The following is an 18,958-nucleotide window of genomic DNA, read 5'->3' as shown; positions in this document are numbered from 1 at the left end:
GAGAAAAACTCTCCTCATCGCTCCGGCGTGAGAGCGCTTTCGTGCCAGCGGCGCAGCAGCAGATGGCTGATGCCGGCCAACAGGAGGTAAAGGGCGATCCCGGTCAGGGCCAGGAGCACGAGGGCCGCAAAAAGGCGGGGGATGTTGAGGCGGTACTGGCTCTCGATGATGCGATAGGCCAGCCCCGAGCCTGCACCGGCGGAACCCGCTGCCATCTCGGCCACCACGGCGCCGATGAGCGAGAGCCCGCCGGCGATTCGCAAGCCCGCCAGGAAGGCCGGAAGGGCCGCCGGACGGCGCAGATACCACAGGGCCTTGAGCCGTGACCGAAAGCGCGCAAGCGGCCTGCGCGATGCAGGGGCGCCATAAAGAGCGAACAGCTCCATCAGGTTGCGGTCGACCGATTGAAGGCCAAGCATCGTGTTCGACAGAACCGGAAAGAAGGCGACGAGCCAGGCGCAGGCGAGAACCGCCACATCCTGCGGCATGTAGATCAGGAGCAGCGGCGCGATGGCGATGACCGGCGTGACCTGCAGCACGACCGCGAAAGGATAGAGCGAATACTCGACGATCCGCGACAGGCTCAAGGTGACGGCGAGCAGGACGCCGCCGAGCACGGCTAACGCGAGACCAAGAAGCGTTGTCTTCAGAGTCGTCAGCAGCGAAGCCTCCAAAAGCGGCCAGTCGGCCACCATGGTGGTGACGATGAGACTCGGGGCCGGCAGGATGTAGGGTGGAAGGCCCTGCAGGCGCACGATGGCTTCCCAGAATCCGATTGCAGCCGCAAAGACAGCGAGCGGTAGGACAAGCTTCAAGCGATTGGAGGGTGCTGCCATCACGCGCGCGCCTCCGCATCCTGCGCCATGAGGATCTGCGAGATCTCTCCGCACAGGGCCGCGTAGCGGGCGCTGGTGCGAAACTCCTTCGCGCGCGGCCCTGGAATGTCTCCGGCGATTTCCGCGACGATGCTGCCGGGGCGCGGGGACATGATGGCGATGCGGCTCGACAGATAGGCGCTCTCATAGATGGAGTGCGTCACGAACACGATAGTGCAGCCGAGTTCGCTTTGCAGCCTGAGAAGATCGTCGTTCAACTTGAACCGCGTGATCTCGTCGAGGGCCGCAAAGGGTTCGTCCATGAGCAGCAGGCGCGGCTTCAAGGACAGCGCGCGCGCAATCGACACGCGCATCTTCATGCCGCCCGACAGCTCGCGCGGATAGGCTTTCGCGAAATCCTGTAGGCCGACGAGAGAGAGGCTCTCGGCGATGCGCTCCTGCGCGTCCCGCCGCGACAGGCCGCGCAAGCGCAGCGGCAGCCAGACATTGTCCGCCACATTGGCCCAGGGCATGAGCGTCGGCTCCTGAAACACGAAGCCGATTTCGCCACGGTGATCCTCATGAGCAGAGCCTGGCCAGGTCACGCGTCCCGTGGTCGGCTGGGCCAGTCCGGCGATGAGGCGCAGCACCGTGGATTTCCCGCAACCGGAAGGGCCGAGGAGAGACACGAACTCGCCCGTACGAACGACGAGATCAAAGCCGGCAAGCGCCGTCACGCCACTGGCGAAGACCTTGCTGACGCCATGCAGGGAAACGAGCTTGGATGCGGGCGCGTTCATCGGATGCGGCAGCGCCGTGTCAGCCGGCACCGCACTCCTCTACTTCTTGAGATTCAAGCCCACGCCCTTGTTCACGAACTGGAGCGTATAGGCTTTCCGGTAGTCGAGATCCGGCTTGAAGAGACCGGCCTTCACCATCTTGTCGAAGAAGTCTTTCATGCGTGCATCGGACATGGCGCCGATGCCGAGCGTTTGCGCATCGCTGGAATCGACGATGCCGTACTCCTTCATCTTGGCATGGGAGTAAGTCAGCAGCTCGTCGCTCATCTCCGGGTTGTCGCGCTTGATGAGGTCCTTTGCCTTCGTGTTGTCGCCATAGAGATAATTGTACCAGCCGATGGTCGAGGCATCGACGAAGCGCTGCACGAGGTCGGGATTTTTCTCCACCACCTCGCGACGCGTCTCGACCGTGGTGGAATAGGTGCTGAAGCCGTAATCGGCGAGCAGGAACACGTTGGGCTTGAAGCCTGCGGCCTTCTCGATGGTGAGCGGCTCCGACGTGACATAGCCCTGCTGCACAGCCCGCTTGTTCGCGATGAAGGGGGCCGGATTGAAGCCGAAGGGCTTCACCTGCTCGTCCTTGAAGCCGTGCTCGGCCTTCATCCACTGGAAGAACGTAGCGACCGCATCCTTAGACAAAAGAATGTCGTTGGATGTCTTCAGGTCCGCGAAGGTGTCGAGCCCCTGGCCGGGATGGCTCAAGAGCACCTGCGGCTCCTTCTGGAAATGGGCCGCCACCACGATGGTCGGGATGTCCTTCTCCGCGGCCGAGAAAGCCTGGATCATGCTGCCGCCCATGTAGAAGTCGAGCTTGCCGACGGTCATGAGCATGCGGTTGCTGGCGCGTGGACCGCCCGGCACGATGGTGACCTTCAGGCCGTGTTTCTCGTAAGTGCCGTCGGCCAGCGCTTGGTAATAGCCGCCGTGCTCGCCCTGCGCGAGCCAGTTGGTGCCGAAGGTCACTTCCGTCAGCGGCTGCTGTGCCAGGGCGCTTCCCGAGCCCCAGGCGAGACTGGCCGCCAGTGTCCCTGCCACCAAAGCCTTCAGCGTCATGCGCATTCACTCCGTCGCCCGGCCCCTTGCCAGCCTTGTCCGCTTCTGCGCGGTTCGGCGGAGCTTGGCAAGGTCCGTAGCGTCAGGAGGGGTTTCTGAGGCGGATCATTCCACGAACCAGGGATAAGTCCAGGTTTCCGTCAGGGCCCGGTTGCCGGCGCGCAGGAAGGCGCGCAGGTCCGTGGACTGGCCCGGCTCCAGCCGAATGTCGATGGCGGCGCGGAACCCGTCGATGTGGGGGTTCGGCATGAGGAAGGTGTTGGTGATCTGGCCTGTGGAGGTTGAGGGGACCAGCTGCACCTGCTCCGGCGCGCTGAAGTAATAGGACAGGTCGCCTCCGGCGAAGTCGACGATGAAGCGGCGATGCCGGGGATCGCTGGGCGCGTTCGAACCGCTGGCGCGCGGGGGCGTCTGGAAGGTGTTTACCGCCTTTCCGCCGGGATGCATGGCGCCGATCGCCGCTGCGGCCCGCAGGCGATAGGAGATGACGACCTCCTGGCCCGGCTCGTAAGGCCGGTTCGGCTGCCAATAGGCGACGATGTTGTCGTGTGTCTCGTCCCCTGTCGGGATCTCGACCAGCTCGACCCAGCCTTCACCCCACTGGCCGACGGGCTCGACCCAATAGCCGGGGCGCAGATGGTAATGGGCCTCCAAGTCCTGGTAGTGCTCGAATACGCGGTCGCGCTGCATCAGGCCGAAACCGCGCGGATTGTTGTCGCTGAAGGACGAGATCGCCTTCTTGGCGGGGTTGCGGATGGGGCGCCAGATCCACTCACCGGCGCCCGACTGCATGAGCAGGCCGTCGGAATCGTGCAGCTCCATCCGGAAATCGTCGGTGGGCTTCCGGTCGTTCTCGCCCTCGAAATACATGGAGGTGAGGGGGGCCAGTCCCACATTGTTCAAGGTCTGTCGCGGGAACAGCGTGGCCGTGACGTCGATGTTCGTCTCCTTCGACGGATAGACATCGAACCGGTAGGCGCCGGCCACCGACGGACTGTCGAGGAGGGCGAAAATCACCGCGCGATCGTCGTTCGGCTTCGGCATCTCCACCCAGAACTCGCGGAAATGCGGAAACTCCTCCGCCTCGCCGCCTTCCACGTTGATGGCAAGCCCCCGGGCCGAGATCCCGTATTTCTGGCCGGCCCCCAGGAACCGGAAATAGCTCGCACCCAGGAAGGCGATGAGCTCATCCATCACCTTCGGGTCGTTCAACGGGTAGTGCAGCCGGAAGCCGGCGAAGCCAAGGTTGACTGGGAGCGGCCGCTCGATCTTGTTGCGGCCGTAGTCAAACAGTTCCCGCTGGTAGGGCACCGGGGTCGGTACGCCGTCGCGGATGATGTTCACCGTCACCGGACGCGGGTAGAGGAAGCCGAGATGAAAAAGCTGCATCCGGAACGGGCCGCTGCCCGAGGCGAGCAGGGCTCTGTCCGGCCGGAAGCGAATATCGCGATACTCGTCGAAGCTGAGCCGGTTCAGGGGCTCCGGCAGCTGGGAGGGAGGGGCCTCGAAGGGAGCGGTCGACAGCTCGCGGGCCCGGCGCACCACGTCCTCGTAGCGGAACGGCGTGGGCTGCGGCACCCCGTTCTGCTGCGCGAAGGCCCTGCTTGATGCGGACAGCGCCGTGGCAGCGAGCAGGCTTTGCAGGAGGGTGCGGCGGGACAGGTTCGTCATGGTGATGAAGCGTTCTCGTTTTGGAAGAAGCCAAGCGCTGGAGCCGGGAAATATGGGGCCGGAGCCTCCATCCGTGTAGCTCGGCCGCTTAATGGAAGCTGAATGGTGATGCGGGCAAGACACAGGTCTCGGCAGGGTTAAAAAAATCCTCGGGGAGGGCTCAAAAACTCTTGTGATCCCCGGTGAATATGCTTATCTCCCGCTTGCCCAATTTCGCACGTGCCTGTGGTCGTGTGTCGGTTGGTGGGCATCCGGACAAGAGGCCGGACAGCCGCCCGAGAGCGCTCTAGCTCTCGATACCCCTAACCGGCAGCCGGAGGCGAAAACCGGCGCACCCCGTTCTCAACGGGGGACGCGACTTAAAGCAACGACGAACGGGCTTTTTTGGTCTCGTTGGCCCTCCAAAGGTCAGCACCGAAGAGGCTTGTTTATCATTGCCAGGCGTGCGGATGGAGTATCCCCATCCAATCCAAGGCAGCATCGTCGGGTGAAGAGCCCATCGCGCTTCTCGTGTCTCCATCGCACGAAGCGGGATGCCATCTTCCCTCGCTGACGCCGGACGGCAGGACATCCTGATCGTCTGAACTTCAATCCGGAGGCTTGAAGACCTCCATTGAACCTTTGGTGGGGAGAGCGCCATGACTCAGCGCATCCGTGAATTTCTGCGCAACCGACGTGAGGATGGCCCGTGCGTGGTCGTCGACCTCGAGGTCGTGCGCGACAACTACTCGAAGTTTGCCCGTGCGCTCCCCGACACGCGTGTCTTCTACGCCGTGAAGGCGAACCCGGACCCGCAGGTGCTGAAGCTCCTGGCCGAGCTCGGCTCGTGCTTCGACACGGCCTCCGTGGTCGAGATCCAGCTTGCGCTGGATGCCGGCGCGACGCCTGAGCGCATCTCCTTCGGCAACACGATCAAGAAGGAGCGCGACATCGTTCGCGCGCTCGAGCTTGGCGTGCGCCTTTATGCGGTCGACTGCGAGGTCGAGGTCGAGAAGATCGCCCGTGCGGCTGTCGCGGCTGGCATCGAGGCTTCCGACGTGAAGGTGTTCTGCCGCATCCTGTGCGACGGCGCCGGCGCCGAGTGGCCGCTCTCCCGCAAGTTCGGCTGCGTGCCTGAGATGGCCGTGGACGTGCTGGAGCATGCCTATCGTCAGGGCCTCGAGGCTTACGGCGTGTCGTTCCACGTGGGCTCGCAGCAGCGCAACACGGAAGCCTGGGATCAGGCTCTCGGTTCCGCCTCGGCGATCTTCCGTGAATGCGCCGATCGCGGCATCCACCTGTCGATGGTCAATCTCGGCGGCGGCTTCCCGACCAAGTACCTGAAGACCGTTCCGCAGGTTGAGGCTTATGGCGAGTCGATCTTCCGCGCGCTGTCGAAGCATTTCGGCAACCGCATCCCGGAGACGATCATCGAGCCGGGCCGCGGCATGGTGGGCAATGCAGGCATGATCGAGGCCGAAGTCGTCCTGATCTCGAAGAAGAGCCAGGACGAGGACGAGGTGCGCTGGGTCTATCTCGACATCGGCAAGTTCGGCGGTCTCGCCGAGACGATGGACGAGTCGATCCGCTACCCGATCCTCAGCGAGCGCGACCACGACCGCAAGGTGCCGTGTGTGCTCGCCGGTCCGACCTGCGACTCGGCCGACGTTCTCTACGAGAAGGAGCCTTACCCGCTCCCGGTCTCGCTGGAGATCGGCGACAAGGTGCTGATCGAAGGCACGGGTGCCTACACGACCACCTACTCGGCGGTCGCGTTCAACGGCTTCCCGCCGCTGAAGTCCTACGTGATCTAGCTCACGTCCCGCCTGCCTCGGTGATTTGAGGCAGGCACCAACCTCACAGAAGTTGTCCCGGACGGCTTGTTCAGCTTGAGCAAGTGCGAGGGCTGTCGCTCACCCCACGAGTCTTGGGAGGCCACGGCCATGATCACGATTCGCGAAGAAACCTTCCTCGATGTCGAGGCGCGCGAGGCGCTGCTCGATGCCTGCTTCGGGCCCTCCCGGTTCCAGAAGACCTGCGAGCGCCTGCGCGAAGGCAGGCTGCCGGCCGACGGCCTGTCGCTCGTCATCGACCGCGATGGCGAGATCATCGGCACGGTGCGCCTGTGGCACATCTCCGCCGGTCCGAACCGCGCGGCGCTGATGCTCGGCCCCATCGCCATCGATCCGTCCGTGCAGAGCCTCGGACTCGGCGGAAAGCTCATGCGCGACGCGCTCAAGCGTGCCGGTCAGCTCGGCCACAAGGCGGTGCTGCTGGTGGGCGACGCGCCTTATTACGAGCGTTTCGGCTTTTCGACGGACAAGACCGGTTCGCTCTGGCTGCCGGGCCCTTACGAGCGCAACCGCTTCCTTGCGCTGGAGCTCGAAGAGGGCTCTCTCGACGGTGCGCGCGGGCTTGTTTCCGCAACCGGAGCCCTTGAGCAGAAGCCCGATCTCGGCGCTCTCGTGGCCGCTGCCGCGCAGGGTACATTGCCGGGCATGCGTTCGGCTTTCTAAAGCTGTCTAACCTTCCGAGGGCTGCAAACGTGCAGTTCTCGGATTGGGCAGCACGAAGGTCACGGCAGCCGCTGCGATCATGTAGGATGCAAACCCCAAGCAGATCGCCTCAAGCGTCACTCCCGCATCGAACAGAACGCCAATGGCGCCCGGCGTCGCGGCGGATGCCACCACCATGATCGCGCCCGCAAGCGCGCGAATCTTGCCGAGATGCGTTGTGCCGAACAGTTCGGCGAGAACCGCTGCAATCACCACATTGGTGCAGCCCGAGGTGAGGCCGATCAGGCCGAAGAACACGAGCGGCAGATAGGGGGCATCGAACGTGGCAAGAGCGATGGAAGCCGCCGTCATGCCAGTGAGATAGAAGTGACTGAGGCGCACGGCGCCGAATCGGTCGACGAAGCTGCCGGCGCTCATGGCGACTACGACGGAAATCAGTGCAAAGAGCGTGATGCTGCTGGCAAGCAGTTCCAGCGACCAACCCTTTACATCCGCGATGAAGCGTTGGTGGAAGAAATAAGCCGTCATGATAGCCGGATAGCCGATCATGGTGGGAATGAGCGCGAGAAAGCGCCAGTCGCGCAAGATGTCGCGCCAGCGCGGACCGGCATCGCCTGAAGCCTTTGCCCTTGCCGTCGCAGCGAGATCCGGATTCTTCGTCTTGAGAAGAAAACCGAGCAGCCAGCCGACGGCCAGTGCCGCGACGATCACGAGCGCGGCGATGCGCCATGTGCCGGTCCATCCGAAGGCTGCGATCAGCGCGAGGGCGATGGCCGGAAGGGTGGCTTCGCCGGCGGGAAAGCCGAGCGTCGCCACGCCCAGGGCCCTGCCGCGCACGCCCTCATGCAGACGCGCGGTGCTCATCACGCCCGCATGGCTGAGCATGCCCTGGCCGAAGAGGCGCAAGGCGAACAGGCTCAGGCCCAGCACCAGAAGGTTGGGCGCCAACGACAGGCTGATCGCCGCCGCCGTCAGGCCAAGCATGGCCGTTGTCGCATAGAGCCTGATATCGACCCGGTCGATGACGCTGCCGACCCAGATCATCAGGAGACCGGAGGATAGGGTCGCGACGGAATAGATCGAGCCGAAGGCCCCGTGCGTCAGGCCGAAGGCGGCGCGGATGTCCGGGCCCGACAGGGAGATGAAGAAGGTCTGGCCGAAGGAGGACAGGAAGGTGAGGGCAAAGCCGAGGCCGATGATGCGCCAGTAATCTTTGAGAAGTTGGTGAAATTTCATCGGTCGCAGTCGGAAGAAAGACGAAGATCCCTCCAATCATGAAGCTTTGTTGCGCGATGTCGAGAGTGAAATCGGCATGGCTAGGCTGATGCTGTCATCCTGGCTTTGCCATTTGCTGGGAAAGTGCCTTAAAGGGTCAAGACTTGGCCGCAGCCATTGACCCCGGGGGCTCCTCAATCCTAGATGCGCCCGGAACCGTTCAAACCGGAGACATTTCGTCCTGTTCCAGGATTCCGCGAAGGAGAATTACAGATGACCACTTGGCCCGTTCACGGTCGCATCAGCGGCCCCATCGTCATGATCGGCTTCGGCTCGATCGGCCAGGGCACCCTGCCGCTCATCGAACGCCACTTCGATTATGACAAGAGCCGCTTCGTGGTCATCGATCCGCAGGAGAAGCATAAGGAGCTTCTGGATGAGCGCGGCATCCGCTTCATTCAGCAGGCCGTGACCAAGGATAATTACCGCGAGCTGCTGACCCCGCTGTTGACCGCCGGCGGCGGCCAGGGCTTCTGCGTGAACCTCTCGGTGGATACGGGCTCCGTGGACATCATGGAGCTGTGCCGCTCTTTGAACTGCTTCTACATCGACACCGTCAACGAGCCGTGGCCCGGCTTCTATTTCGACAAGAGCAAAGGCCCGGAATCGCGCACGAACTTCGCACTTCGCGAGATCACCATGGCAGCGCGCAAGCGCAATCCAGGCGGCACCACGGCCGTGTCCTGCTGCGGTGCCAATCCGGGCATGGTGTCCTGGTTCGTCAAGCAGGCGCTCGTGAATGTCGCGGGCGATCTTGGGCTGTCCTATGACGAGCCGAAGAGCCGCGAGGATTGGGCGGGTCTGGCGCAACGCGTCGGCGTGAAGGGCATCCACATCGCCGAGCGCGACACGCAGCGCGCCAAGTCCGAGAAGCCGATGGGCGTGTTCGTGAACACCTGGTCGGTGGACGGCTTCGTGTCGGAAGGCCTTCAGCCGGCGGAGCTCGGCTGGGGCACGCACGAGAAGTGGATGCCGGAGAATGCGGGCACCCTCGGCCCCGATGCGCAGGCGATCTACCTGCTCCAGCCCGGCGCCAACACCCGCGTGCGCACCTGGTGCCCGACGCCCGGCCCGCAATACGGCTTCCTCGTCACGCACAACGAGTCGATCTCGATCTCGGATTATTTCACCGTGCGCGAGAACGGGAAGGCCACCTATCGGCCGACCGTTCACTATGCCTATCACCCGTGCAATGAGGCGGTGCTCTCGCTGCACGAGATGTTCGGCAGCGCCGGGAAGTTCCAGGAGACGCAGCACATCCTCGACGAGAACGAGATCGTGGACGGCGTCGACGAACTCGGCGTGCTGCTCTACGGCCACGGCAAGAACGCCTATTGGTACGGCTCACAGCTCTCCATCGAGGAGACGCGCCGGGTGGCGCCTTACCAGAACGCCACTGGGCTTCAGGTGACCTCCGCCGTGCTCGCCGGCATGGTCTGGGCACTGGAAAACCCCGAAGCCGGCATTGTCGAAGCCGACGAGATGGATTTCCGCCGCTGCCTCGAGGTCCAGCTGCCCTATCTCGGCCCGGTGAACGGCTATTATACCGATTGGACCCCGCTCACCGACCGTCCCGGCTTCTTCCCGGAGGACATCGATTCGTCCGACCCGTGGCAGTTCCGGAACGTGCTGGTGCGGTAAGAGCCGTTCATTGTCATCCTCGGCGGCCGCTATGCGGCCGGGAAGGGGATCCATAACCGGGTGCAATCTGGAATATGGCTTCCCTTCCCCTTCGCTTCGCTCCGGCCGGGAATGACATGTGAGGGATGAGGATGCCCCATTTCGACGAATTCTACGCCAACAAGCTGCGCGGCGGCCTCGGTGTCATCGATGCGGACAGCGTGCTCGACCTGCGGGGCGCTTCGCGGGAAAAGGCGGCTGCCTCGATTCAGGACATGCTGGAGCGCAGCCGCTTCGCCCAGGTGAAATCGGTGGCCATCCGCCTCGACCCTCCGCCGGAGGGCGGGGGCGAGACCCTGTTCCAACCTGTCGGCAAAGCATTGCTCGAGGCCAAGAAGCGCGGCTGGATCGACCGGCTGCAGACCCTGCCGGCACAGGATGGTCTGGGATTCTACGTGGTGCTCGCCGGAAAGCCGGAGCGTGAAGGCTAAGAGCCTGATCAAACACTTCACCTCATCCTGAGGAGCAGCGAAGCTGCGTCTCGAAGGAGGCTCCAGTGCTCTCTGGAACCTCCTTCGAGACGGTCGCTGTGCGACCTCCTCAGGATGAGGTCGGAGAATATTATCGACGGTTTGGCTCAAGCTCTCACGGTTTGGCGCGGGCGCCGGAAGAGGCTGCGCAAGAAACCCGATAGCAGAAGCAGACTGCCCCAGACGGCGATGAAGCCGGCGGCTGCGGAGAGGATGCCCTCCTCCGTAACCGGCACGGCCGGCTCGAACTCGCGGGAGACCGCTTCCAGAATGTCCGTGTCGCCGTCGCGGACCATCAGGGCGATCCGGGAAAAGGAGCCTGTCTCCAGCATCGCCTTGCGGTGCGCCTCGAGGCGATCCAGGCGCTCCACATTGGCCTGCATGGCCGTGCCCTGGCGGCTGACGAAATCGTCCGTATTGGAGCGCAGGCGTGCGATCGCGCTCTCCCGCGTCTCGCCGCTGACCTGCGCGTCCGCATCGAAGCGGGTGATCACCTGCCGCAGCTCGTCCACTGCGCCGCCGAGACGCTGACGGTATTGCTGGGCAAATTCCGGTCCCTGCGAGGCAGTGACTCCACCGAGCAGGCCCAGTCCGAAGGCGATGATGCGGACGATCCGGGACAAGCTCGACCTCCTCAACCGTCAAGAGCGGCGAGGATATCTTGTTCTACCACCTCGTCGAGGGTCTTGGGGATCTTCAGAGCCCTGGTTTTCCGCCCCGGCTCCATCACCAGGATGACCGTCTCGATGCCGGGGCAGCCGGGATCGTTGCAGGCGATCTCGTTGACCGCGAAGGCGGTATCCGGTGATGCTTGCAAAGCCGAGCGGGCGAGTTCCTTCACGCGGTCGACCGCCTGCTTGTCGGGTTTGGGCAGACCAAAGGTCCCCCGCATGAAGGCACCGAAGAGAGCCACCGGCGACCTCATGCGGGCAGGGTCAGGATGCCGGCCTGCCCGTCCTCGCACCCGAAAGCGAGGCGTTTGCCGGCCTTGTCCCAGGCCATGGCCGTGATGCCGCTGCTCTTGACGGCGGGACGCACCAGAAGCTCGGAGGCGTCCGTCAGGCGAATGAGCAGGATGCAGCCGTCCTCGTAGCCCACCGCCAGCACATAGGTATTCGGGTGGAAGGCCACCCGGCTGACCTTGGCGTGTCTGACGCCGCATTCCCGCGGAGCCTTGCCCATCGGACCTTCCTTGGACTCGAAGGGCCAGATGATGGCGGCTTCTGCCCCTGAGGTGGCGAGCCATTTCCCGTCGCCGGACCAGGAGAAGGAGCGCGTCTTCGACGGGTAGCCGCTCATGCGCATGTGGCCCTTGTCGGGAATGAGCCGCCAGCCGTGGAGCGCGTTCTCCTGCATGGAGGTTACCACGAAACGGGCATCCGGCGACCAGGCGACGTCGAGATGAGAGCCCTTCCATTCGAGCCCCTCGGGCTTGGCCTCCACGTTGGGAAACCACAGGGTGGCGCCGTTGTAATGCGAGATCGCCAGCCGGTAGCCCTTGGGCGCGAAGGCGAGGCCGCGGGCCGTGGAGGGCACTTCGAGAGTCTTCTCCCGTCCCTTGTCGTCGCGGGCGATGACGCGCTTGCCCACTCCGTACGCGAAGGCGCCGCCTGCATTGACGGCCAGCGCATCGATCCAGGCGCCCTTGGCCTCCGCCAGGGTCTTGGTGGAGCCGTCAGGGCCCGTGACGGCGACGCGGCCGTCGTCGCCACCGGTGACGAAGCGCTCGCCGTCGCAAGCTCCGACCAGAATCCCCGCATTCGGATGGGCTTCGACGCGATGGGTCTCGCCATCCTTTGCCAGCACGACACCGCCGTCGCCGAGGCCGAAGGCCACCGTGCCCTTAAGCCAGCCGACGGCCGTCACATGGGCGCCCGTATCCACGGAGGTCACGCTTTGAGTCAGAGATGGGGCGGCGCCAGCAGTCATCGCACAATTCCTTCAGATGGGCTGCCCATAGCACAAAACCGCAAAGCGGGGGCAAGATCGTCGTGACGCTGGGGTTGGTCTCTGCCTATGCCCGGAAGAGCTAAGACCTTTGCGTCTTCGACCTCGCGGGACGCCAGACCCATGATGCGCGTTCTTCCATCAGGAGCGACTTTATGCAGATCTTGCCTCTGATTACCCTCATCATCGCGATCACCGCGCCCGTGGGCCTTATGGCCCAGGAGCAGAGCGGCAGCACGCCGACGAGGGAGCTGAAGGCGGCCTGCGAGAGGGACGCCCGCATGATCTACAGGACCGGCGTCAGGACGCTGCCTGAGGTCCGCGAGCAGATGATGGCCGCCCGCAAAGCCCATGTCAGGGATTGCATGGCGAAAGGAGCTGCGGCTGCCGGTTGAGCCGCACTCCTTTCCAGCTTCCCTGAAGCCTGTCAGGCCGCACAGGCGAGGAAACCTTCCCGAATCGCCTTCTCGTTCAGGTCGCGGCCGATGAAGACTACCTTCGAGGTGTGTTTCTCGCCCGGCTTCCACTCGCCCTGCACGTCGCCGTCCAGGATCATGTGAACGCCCTGGAACACGAAGCGCTTCGGCTCGTTCGGGAAAGCCACGATGCCCTTGCAGCGCAGGATGTTCGGCCCCTCGACCTGGGTGAGGTTCGAGATCCACGGCATGAACTTTTCCGGATCCACTTCGCCGTCATGATGTACGGCGACGGATTGCATCTCCTCGTCGTGATGATGGTGGTGGCCCTCTTCCAGGAAGCTCGGTTCGAGTTCCATGATCCGGTCGAGATCGAAGGCCTTGCGGTCGAGCACCTCGGAAATCGGAATGGCTGCGTTCTGCGTACGATGGAGCTTCGCATAGGGATTGATGGCGCGGATGCGGGCCTCAACCTCCTGGAGCTCCTGCTCGGACACGAGATCGATCTTGTTGAGGATGATCACATCCGCGAAGGCGATCTGGTTCTTGGCCTCGGGCGCATCCTTCAGGCGGTCGGACAGCCACTTGGCATCGGCCACCGTCACCACCGCGTCGAGGCGGGCGGTGTCGGACACGTCCTGGTCCATGAAGAAGGTCTGGGCGACGGGCGCCGGATCGGCGAGGCCCGTGGTCTCGACGATGATGGCGTCGAACTTTCCTTTCCGCTTCATCAACCCGTCGAGGATGCGGATCAGGTCGCCACGCACGGTGCAGCAGATGCAGCCGTTGTTCATCTCGAACACTTCCTCGTCGGCGCCGACGACGAGTTCGTTGTCGATGCCGATCTCGCCGAACTCGTTGACGATCACGGCATATTTCTTGCCGTGCTGCTCGGTGAGGATGCGGTTGAGAAGAGTGGTTTTGCCGGCGCCGAGATAGCCTGTGAGGACGGTGACGGGGATCTTGTCGGTCATCGGAGTTCCCAGAAGACTTGAGGTTTGGGTGTCATCCCCGGCGGCCTGCACGGCAGGCCGGGAAGGGGATCCAGATTCCAGTCAAGCCGTCCCTGGATTCCCTTCCCTCGCTGCGCTCGCCGGGAATGACACCGAGCGATTCAGCGATGGGGGCTTTCAGCTCGACAAAGCCGCGCTGAAAGCCCTTATATTGTGTCGCATCATGTCAATGTAAGTGCCGGCAGGGCCGCCAGCCTCCGAGAGCGCATCGGAATAGACCCTGTCGCCGATCTTGGCGCCGGTTTCCTGGGCGATGCGCTCCATCAGGCGAGCGTCGGAGACGTTCTCCACGAAGACGGCGGCGATCGTCTCCCGCTTGATCTGCTGGATGATTCGGGCCACGTCCTTGGCAGAGGCTTCCGACTCGGTCGAGACTCCCTGGGGCGACACGAAGTCGATGCCGTAGGCCGTCTCGAAATAGCGAAAAGCATCGTGGGACGTGATGATCCGGCGACGCTCGGCGGGAATGCTTGCCACCAGGCCTTTCACCTCGGCTTCCAGTTCGTCGAGCTGCTTGAGATAGGCGCTCGCATGGGCCTCGTAAGTGTCCTTACCCGCCGCATCGGCGGCGATCAGCGCATCACGGACATTCGCCACATAGATCTTCGCATTGCCGATGCTCTGCCAGGCATGGGGATCGGATTCGTCATGGCCATGATGGTGTCCATGGTCATGGCCGTCCTCCTCGCCCTTCAGCGGCTTCACGCCCTTGGCGGCTTCCACCCTGGCCGCCTTGGTGCCGGAGGACTTGATGAGACGGTCGATCCAGCCTTCGAACTTCAGGCCGTTCGTGAAAACGATCTTCGCTTCCGTCAGACGGCGGCCATCCGCCGGCGTCGGCGAATACACATGGGCGTCGCCGTTGGGACCAACGAGCGTGACCACGTCGACCCGCTCGCCACCGACGTTGCGCACCATGTCGCCGAGGATCGAGAAGGTGGCGACCACCTTCAGCTTCTCGGCCGTCTGAGCGGCTGCGGGAAGCGAGGACGCGGCAAGGGTCAGGCATCCTGCCAGCAGGGACACGGCAGTTCGTCTCGTCAGCATGGGTCGATCCTTGTTAAGAGGTCAGGCTTCCAGATGCCGGCCGGGCCAGGCGAGCCACAACAGGCCGCCCTCGCGGCCGAGCACGAGGGAAACAACGTAGATGGCCCCGGCCGAGAGGATGATCGCCGGGCCTGCGGGCAGTTCCGCATGGAAGGACAAGAGCAGACCGCTCAGGCCCGACACGATGCCGACCACGATGGAGACGGCCATCATCATGGTGATGTCGCTGGTCCAGAAGCGGGCGGCAGCCGCCGGAAGCATCATCATGCCCACGGCCAGCAGGGTGCCGAGCGCATGAAAGCCGCCGACGAGGTTCATGACAACCAATCCCAGAAAGATCAGGTGCGTCGGCGTGCCAGAGCGGCTCACCGAGCGCAGGAAGACCGGGTCCACGCATTCGAGCACGAGCGGGCGATAGAGCACGGCGAGCGCCAGCACGGTGACGGTCGAGATGGCGGCCAGCAGCAGGAGCGTGCTGTCATCGAGCGCCAGAACCGTGCCGAAGAGCACGTGGAGCAGGTCGACGTTGGAGCCGCGCAGGGACACGATGGTGACGCCGAGCGCCAGGGACAGGAGATAGAAGGCGGCGAGCGACGCGTCTTCCTTCAGGGCCGTGAAGCGCGAGACGAGGCCCGCCGCGACGGCCACGATCACGCCCGCAAACAAGCCGCCAATGGTCATGGCCGGCAGCGAGAGACCGGCGAGGAGATAGCCAACGGCTGCGCCCGGAAGGATGGCATGGGCCATTGCGTCGCCCGTGAGGCTCATGCGCCGCAGCATCAGGAAGACGCCGACCGGGCCGCCACCCAAGGCGATGGCGATCACGCCCACGAGGGCGCGCTGCATGAACTCGAATTCGGAGAAGGGGGCGTAGAGCAGGTCGAGCATGGAAAAGCCGGTCTCATGCAGCGCTGCGGTGGCACACATCCGCGTGGGGATCGTATGCCTCGACCATGCGCCGGGCCTTCAGGAGATTCTCCGGGCTCAGGACCTCGCCGGTTTCGCCCCAGGCCACCGGTTCGCGGGCGATCAGCAGGGTCTGCGGAAAGGTGCGTTTGACCATGTCGAGATCGTGCAAAACGGCCACGACTGTGCGGGATTCGTCATGCCAGCGGCGGACGAGATCGAGCAGGTCGGCGGTGGTCTTGGCATCAATGGCCGTGAAGGGCTCGTCCAGCAGGATCACGGGGGCATCCTGGAGCAGAAGCCGCGCGAAGAGCGCCCTCTGCATCTGCCCGCCGGACAGGGTCGAGATGGGACGGCGCTCGAACCCGATCAGGCCCACGGCGGCCAAGGCCTCTTCGATCCTGGCGCGGTCGCGGCGCGCGATGCCGCCGAACAGGCCTGAGCGGGACCAGAGTCCCATGGCCACGAGATCGTAGACCGAGAGCGGGAAGGACCTGTCGATCTCGGCGGCCTGCGGCAGGTAGGCGATGCCGGAAGCGGTGCCTTTGAGGCGAATATGGCCATCAAGCGGTTTGAGCGTCCCGACAATTCCCTTGAGCAGGGTGGACTTACCGGCTCCGTTGGGGCCCACCACGGCCATGAGGGTGCCGGCCGGGATCTCGCCGTCGAGGTGATGCACGGCTGGCCTGCGGCCATAGCCCAGGGTCACTTCGTCGAACCGGATGATGGTGGAAGCTTGAGCCATGCGTTACCCCATCACGCCTAGAACCAATAGCCACAAGCCTGCCAGGATGACGGCAGACCCGACCAGGCGCTGCCCGACCGAGAGGCGCAGGAGCGAGAAGGTCGGGGCGCCTGCAACCGCCCTATGCTTATGGGAATGCGCGTGGGCATGGTGGTGATTGCCATGTGACATGGCCTCCTACATAGACCCATCGGGCTCGGATTTCCAGGGGCGTATAGTATTTTATACGCCCCCTTGTGGAGAGCTTCATAACCATTGCTGAACAACGGGTTACAGTCACCTTGGCAGAGCCAGAGCACTCCTGTATTCAGATCGTTCAAGATATGTTGTTTCGTAATTTGGAAGGGCGGGTTCCCGGTGCATCGCCGCAGTCTTCTTGTCGCACTCACGGCAATATCCGCTTTTCCCTTAGGCTCTTGCGGATTGGTGCATGCCAGTGACAGGCGGATGATCTCTTGGTTTCGCCGAAATGAGACCCTGTTCAACCGCCTTGTCGAGATGGCACGCAGTGAATCCACCGTTCGGCGAGTCGCGGCAGATTTCCTGAGGACTGAAACTGAGGCCTTCGAGTATCCGCAGGTTCCTGAAGGTTTCACACTTGAGCGTTGGAACAACTATCGCAAGCTCTTTACCAAACTCCGACTGGAAGAGGGCATTGAGTTCTGGAACCGCGATGCGGTCTCGCTTTATGCCACGTCGTACGGGATCGTCGTGTCGGGCTCCACCAAGGGCTATGTCTGGTCGGCCCATTCCCCAAAGCCGCTCGTGGATAGTCTCGACCCGCCCCTGCCCGTGGAGGGCGAGTTGCCCGGGGACGATTATGCAGCCTACCGGGCCATTAACGGAAACTGGTACATTTTCCGCACGATGTCCTGAGAGTATCCGTCTCCCTAGAATGCAGGATGGTATTGGTAGAGCCAGGTCTCGCTCAGGACCTCGTTCTCGTTGCGCAGGTAGCAGCGCATTTCCACCGGCTCGGTTCCGGTCACAGTCAGATCGAACTGGGTCCGCCAGTGGCCGGGCACGTTGTTGGGCACGGCCTCGGTGAGAACGTTCGAGAACTCGCCGCGCGAGGAGGTCAGCACCGGCTTGGGGATTACGCCGCTCGGCAGCCGGGTTAGGGGCTGGCCGATGAACTCCACCATGAACTTGCGCACGCCTTTCGGCCGGGCCGTGCCAGCCTGCCCGCCATTGCCGAAACGGGTGGCGATCACCCGGGCCAGCGGCGTCGGGTAGGGCTCGTCCGCCGCCCAGTGCATGCGGTAGCGTAGTTCGATCGCCTGACCTGCCCGGACAGGCTCGGCCGGCACCCACATGGCCACGATGTTGTCGTGGATCTCGTCATCAGTCGGGATTTCGACGAGCTGGATGGAGCCCCGGCCCCAGGTGCCCTGCGGCTCGATCCAGAGGGAGGGGCGGCGGTCGTAATAGACGCCGTCCAGGTAATGGTCGAAGTTCCGGTCGCGCTGGAGCAGGCCGAAACCCTTCGGGTTCTCGTCGGCAAAGGCCGAGGTGATGATGCGCGGCGGATTGTTGAGCGGGCGCCAGATGCGCTCTCCGGTTCCGGTCCACAGGGCAAGACCATCCGAATCGTGGATCTCCGGGCGCCAGTCGACCGCAGTCGTCTTGGCCTTCTCCGAGTACCAGTACATGGAGGTCAGCGGGGCGAGGCCGAGCCGACTCACGTCCTGGCGCATGTAGACCGCGCTGTCGATATCCATGATCACGGCCGCAGCCCGCTGCATGACGAAGCGGTAGGCGCCGGCCACGCTCGGACCGTCGAGCAGGGCATAGACCGTGACCGTGTTCGAGCCCGGCTGAGGCGTCTCGAAATAGACATGGGTGAAGTCGGGGAATTCCTCGTTCTTCCCGAAAACGGCCACGTCCACGGCTAGGCCACGGGCCGAGAGGCCGTATTGATAGAGTTCACCGATGGCGCGGAAATAGGAGGCGCCGAGGAAAGCCACCCAGTCGTTCTTCTTCCAGTCGAGCTTGCCGGTGCGGGCCTCCTGGAAGCGGAAGCCGGCAAAGCCGGAATTGTCAGGAAGCTTGTGAGCCGGTGAATCCGCCGGCATGTCGAAATAATCGCTGTCGTAGATGATTTCGCGGGCCTGACCGCCCTCGATCACATGCATGCGCACCGGCTTCTGGAAGAAACGGCCCATGTGGAAGAAGGTGACCGGGAACTCGCTCGGACCATTGGCCCAGAGCGCCAGATCGGTCTTGAACCGGATCTTGCCATGGGCATCGTAGTCGATCTGGTAGAGCACCTCCGGCGAGGGGCTCGGCGGCGCCATGTAAGGGGAGCGGGCCATGTCCTGCGCCCGCTTCTTCAGCTCTTCGAAGGAGAAGGGCGAGGGGGCTCCCATCTTCAGGCCCTGCTGCGCCAGGGCAGGGGCTGAAAAGCCCTGAGCGGCTAGGGCGGCCGTGGCGGTTGCGGTCTGGAGGAACTGGCGGCGATTGATCATGGATGAGCGCATGTATCTGTGGAGGGACGCACCCCTACCGACCAAGGTGGCAGGATTAAGTCCCTCTTAGCCTCTTGAGAAATCTTCGTCAGCGGTCAAAGTAGCCCCACACACAGGCGAGGCGACAGCTGCGCCATAAATTAGGGAGTACGCTATG

The 18,958-nt window shown here is 63.6% G+C and carries 20 protein-coding genes; 6 read left to right on the top strand and 14 right to left on the bottom strand.

Annotated features, from left to right (window positions below):
* Positions 1–14: 14 nt before the first annotated feature.
* The 4 genes from FHR70_RS22375 to FHR70_RS22360 all read right to left on the bottom strand — a co-directional run bounded on the left by FHR70_RS22375 (position 15) and on the right by FHR70_RS22360 (position 4,339).
* Positions 15–836, bottom strand: coding sequence for an ABC transporter permease (locus FHR70_RS22375; RefSeq protein WP_183454432.1), 822 nt, complete (start codon positions 834–836; stop codon positions 15–17).
* Positions 836–1,615 (bottom strand): ABC transporter ATP-binding protein, encoded by a 780-nt coding sequence (locus FHR70_RS22370; RefSeq protein ID WP_183454434.1) that lies wholly within the window; start codon positions 1,613–1,615, stop codon positions 836–838. The genes FHR70_RS22375 and FHR70_RS22370 overlap by 1 nt, the downstream gene beginning before the upstream one ends.
* A gap of 39 nt (positions 1,616–1,654) precedes the next feature.
* Positions 1,655–2,668 (bottom strand): ABC transporter substrate-binding protein, encoded by a 1,014-nt coding sequence (locus FHR70_RS22365; protein ID WP_183454384.1) that lies wholly within the window; start codon positions 2,666–2,668, stop codon positions 1,655–1,657.
* Between the two features lie 105 nt (positions 2,669–2,773).
* Positions 2,774–4,339: an OpgD/OpgG family glucan biosynthesis protein gene (locus FHR70_RS22360; protein ID WP_183454382.1), complete on the bottom strand. Its 1,566-nt coding sequence runs from the start codon at positions 4,337–4,339 to the stop codon at positions 2,774–2,776.
* Positions 4,340–4,977: 638 nt separating this feature from the next.
* Between FHR70_RS22360 and FHR70_RS22355 the strand changes: the two genes are divergently transcribed.
* Together FHR70_RS22355 and FHR70_RS22350 are read left to right on the top strand one after the other, a co-directional pair.
* Entirely contained in the window at positions 4,978–6,132 is a 1,155-nt protein-coding gene (locus FHR70_RS22355) for a type III PLP-dependent enzyme (RefSeq protein WP_183454380.1), read from the top strand.
* 129 nt (positions 6,133–6,261) lie between these two features.
* A complete protein-coding gene (locus FHR70_RS22350) occupies positions 6,262–6,834 on the top strand; it encodes a GNAT family N-acetyltransferase (protein ID WP_183454378.1) in 573 nt (190 codons plus the stop codon).
* 6 nt (positions 6,835–6,840) lie between these two features.
* Here FHR70_RS22350 and FHR70_RS22345 read toward each other — a convergent pair whose 3' ends face one another.
* Complete coding sequence (locus tag FHR70_RS22345) at positions 6,841–8,070, bottom strand: MFS transporter (protein ID WP_183454376.1); 1,230 nt, start codon at positions 8,068–8,070, stop codon at positions 6,841–6,843.
* 252 nt (positions 8,071–8,322) lie between these two features.
* On the opposite strand from FHR70_RS22345, the gene FHR70_RS22340 reads away from it, so the two are divergent.
* Both FHR70_RS22340 and FHR70_RS22335 read left to right on the top strand, forming a co-directional pair.
* Positions 8,323–9,750 (top strand): homospermidine synthase, encoded by a 1,428-nt coding sequence (locus FHR70_RS22340; RefSeq protein WP_183454375.1) that lies wholly within the window; start codon positions 8,323–8,325, stop codon positions 9,748–9,750.
* 131 nt (positions 9,751–9,881) lie between these two features.
* On the top strand, positions 9,882–10,220 hold the full coding sequence (locus FHR70_RS22335; RefSeq protein WP_183454373.1) for a hypothetical protein: 339 nt from the start codon (positions 9,882–9,884) through the stop codon (positions 10,218–10,220).
* 146 nt (positions 10,221–10,366) lie between these two features.
* Here the strand turns inward: FHR70_RS22335 and FHR70_RS22330 are convergent, their stop codons facing one another.
* Genes FHR70_RS22330 through FHR70_RS22320 form a run of 3 tightly spaced genes read right to left on the bottom strand, consistent with a single transcriptional unit; the run spans position 10,367 to position 12,188 of the window.
* Positions 10,367–10,882, bottom strand: a complete 516-nt coding sequence (locus tag FHR70_RS22330; protein WP_183454371.1) for a DUF2937 family protein — start codon at positions 10,880–10,882, stop codon at positions 10,367–10,369.
* Positions 10,883–10,893: 11 nt separating this feature from the next.
* Positions 10,894–11,172, bottom strand: a complete 279-nt coding sequence (locus tag FHR70_RS22325) for a hypothetical protein (RefSeq protein WP_343058869.1) — start codon at positions 11,170–11,172, stop codon at positions 10,894–10,896.
* Positions 11,173–11,180: 8 nt separating this feature from the next.
* Positions 11,181–12,188 carry a WD40 repeat domain-containing protein gene (locus FHR70_RS22320; protein ID WP_183454369.1) on the bottom strand — a complete coding sequence of 336 codons (1,008 nt, stop codon included), beginning with the start codon at positions 12,186–12,188 and terminating at the stop codon, positions 11,181–11,183.
* Between the two features lie 173 nt (positions 12,189–12,361).
* Here FHR70_RS22320 and FHR70_RS22315 point away from each other — a divergent pair, with 173 nt between their 5' ends.
* Positions 12,362–12,601, top strand: a complete 240-nt coding sequence (locus FHR70_RS22315) for a hypothetical protein (protein WP_183454367.1) — start codon at positions 12,362–12,364, stop codon at positions 12,599–12,601.
* Between the two features lie 32 nt (positions 12,602–12,633).
* On the opposite strand, the gene FHR70_RS22310 is transcribed toward FHR70_RS22315, so the two are convergent.
* From FHR70_RS22310 to FHR70_RS22290, 5 genes are all read right to left on the bottom strand, one after another.
* Positions 12,634–13,596 carry a CobW family GTP-binding protein gene (locus FHR70_RS22310; protein WP_183454365.1) on the bottom strand — a complete coding sequence of 321 codons (963 nt, stop codon included), beginning with the start codon at positions 13,594–13,596 and terminating at the stop codon, positions 12,634–12,636.
* 156 nt (positions 13,597–13,752) lie between these two features.
* Positions 13,753–14,682, bottom strand: a complete 930-nt coding sequence (locus tag FHR70_RS22305; RefSeq protein WP_183454363.1) for a metal ABC transporter substrate-binding protein — start codon at positions 14,680–14,682, stop codon at positions 13,753–13,755.
* 21 nt (positions 14,683–14,703) lie between these two features.
* On the bottom strand, positions 14,704–15,570 hold the full coding sequence (aztB, locus tag FHR70_RS22300; protein ID WP_183454428.1) for a zinc ABC transporter permease AztB: 867 nt from the start codon (positions 15,568–15,570) through the stop codon (positions 14,704–14,706).
* 13 nt (positions 15,571–15,583) lie between these two features.
* Positions 15,584–16,333, bottom strand: coding sequence for a zinc ABC transporter ATP-binding protein AztA (gene aztA, locus FHR70_RS22295; protein WP_183454361.1), 750 nt, complete (start codon positions 16,331–16,333; stop codon positions 15,584–15,586).
* A gap of 3 nt (positions 16,334–16,336) precedes the next feature.
* On the bottom strand, positions 16,337–16,504 hold the full coding sequence (locus FHR70_RS22290) for a hypothetical protein (RefSeq protein WP_183454359.1): 168 nt from the start codon (positions 16,502–16,504) through the stop codon (positions 16,337–16,339).
* Between the two features lie 276 nt (positions 16,505–16,780).
* Between FHR70_RS22290 and FHR70_RS22285 the strand changes: the two genes are divergently transcribed.
* On the top strand, positions 16,781–17,209 hold the full coding sequence (locus FHR70_RS22285; RefSeq protein ID WP_183454357.1) for a hypothetical protein: 429 nt from the start codon (positions 16,781–16,783) through the stop codon (positions 17,207–17,209).
* 14 nt (positions 17,210–17,223) lie between these two features.
* On the opposite strand, the gene FHR70_RS22280 is transcribed toward FHR70_RS22285, so the two are convergent.
* On the bottom strand, positions 17,224–18,801 hold the full coding sequence (locus tag FHR70_RS22280; RefSeq protein ID WP_183454355.1) for an OpgD/OpgG family glucan biosynthesis protein: 1,578 nt from the start codon (positions 18,799–18,801) through the stop codon (positions 17,224–17,226).
* Between the last annotated feature and the right edge of the window lie 157 nt (positions 18,802–18,958).

Origin of the sequence: Microvirga lupini (genome assembly GCF_014191055.1) — a bacterium.
GTDB lineage: Bacteria > Pseudomonadota > Alphaproteobacteria > Rhizobiales > Beijerinckiaceae > Microvirga > Microvirga lupini_A.
This window is presented reverse-complemented; position numbering and strand designations above follow the sequence as displayed.

Excerpts from the sequence above, each read along its gene's own strand:
- FHR70_RS22375 (WP_183454432.1), bottom strand. The coding sequence starts at position 836 with ATGGCAGCACCCTCCAATCGCTTGAAGCTTGTCCTACCGCTCGCTGTC.
- FHR70_RS22370 (WP_183454434.1), bottom strand. The coding sequence starts at position 1,615 with ATGAACGCGCCCGCATCCAAGCTCGTTTCCCTGCATGGCGTCAGCAAG.
- FHR70_RS22365 (WP_183454384.1), bottom strand. The coding sequence starts at position 2,668 with ATGACGCTGAAGGCTTTGGTGGCAGGGACACTGGCGGCCAGTCTCGCC.
- FHR70_RS22360 (WP_183454382.1), bottom strand. The coding sequence starts at position 4,339 with ATGACGAACCTGTCCCGCCGCACCCTCCTGCAAAGCCTGCTCGCTGCC.
- FHR70_RS22355 (WP_183454380.1), top strand. The coding sequence starts at position 4,978 with ATGACTCAGCGCATCCGTGAATTTCTGCGCAACCGACGTGAGGATGGC.
- FHR70_RS22350 (WP_183454378.1), top strand. The coding sequence starts at position 6,262 with ATGATCACGATTCGCGAAGAAACCTTCCTCGATGTCGAGGCGCGCGAG.
- FHR70_RS22345 (WP_183454376.1), bottom strand. The coding sequence starts at position 8,070 with ATGAAATTTCACCAACTTCTCAAAGATTACTGGCGCATCATCGGCCTC.
- FHR70_RS22340 (WP_183454375.1), top strand. The coding sequence starts at position 8,323 with ATGACCACTTGGCCCGTTCACGGTCGCATCAGCGGCCCCATCGTCATG.
- FHR70_RS22335 (WP_183454373.1), top strand. The coding sequence starts at position 9,882 with ATGCCCCATTTCGACGAATTCTACGCCAACAAGCTGCGCGGCGGCCTC.
- FHR70_RS22320 (WP_183454369.1), bottom strand. The coding sequence starts at position 12,188 with ATGACTGCTGGCGCCGCCCCATCTCTGACTCAAAGCGTGACCTCCGTG.
- FHR70_RS22315 (WP_183454367.1), top strand. The coding sequence starts at position 12,362 with ATGCAGATCTTGCCTCTGATTACCCTCATCATCGCGATCACCGCGCCC.
- FHR70_RS22310 (WP_183454365.1), bottom strand. The coding sequence starts at position 13,596 with ATGACCGACAAGATCCCCGTCACCGTCCTCACAGGCTATCTCGGCGCC.
- FHR70_RS22305 (WP_183454363.1), bottom strand. The coding sequence starts at position 14,682 with ATGCTGACGAGACGAACTGCCGTGTCCCTGCTGGCAGGATGCCTGACC.
- aztB (WP_183454428.1), bottom strand. The coding sequence starts at position 15,570 with ATGCTCGACCTGCTCTACGCCCCCTTCTCCGAATTCGAGTTCATGCAG.
- aztA (WP_183454361.1), bottom strand. The coding sequence starts at position 16,333 with ATGGCTCAAGCTTCCACCATCATCCGGTTCGACGAAGTGACCCTGGGC.
- FHR70_RS22290 (WP_183454359.1), bottom strand. The coding sequence starts at position 16,504 with ATGTCACATGGCAATCACCACCATGCCCACGCGCATTCCCATAAGCAT.
- FHR70_RS22285 (WP_183454357.1), top strand. The coding sequence starts at position 16,781 with ATGATCTCTTGGTTTCGCCGAAATGAGACCCTGTTCAACCGCCTTGTC.
- FHR70_RS22280 (WP_183454355.1), bottom strand. The coding sequence starts at position 18,801 with ATGATCAATCGCCGCCAGTTCCTCCAGACCGCAACCGCCACGGCCGCC.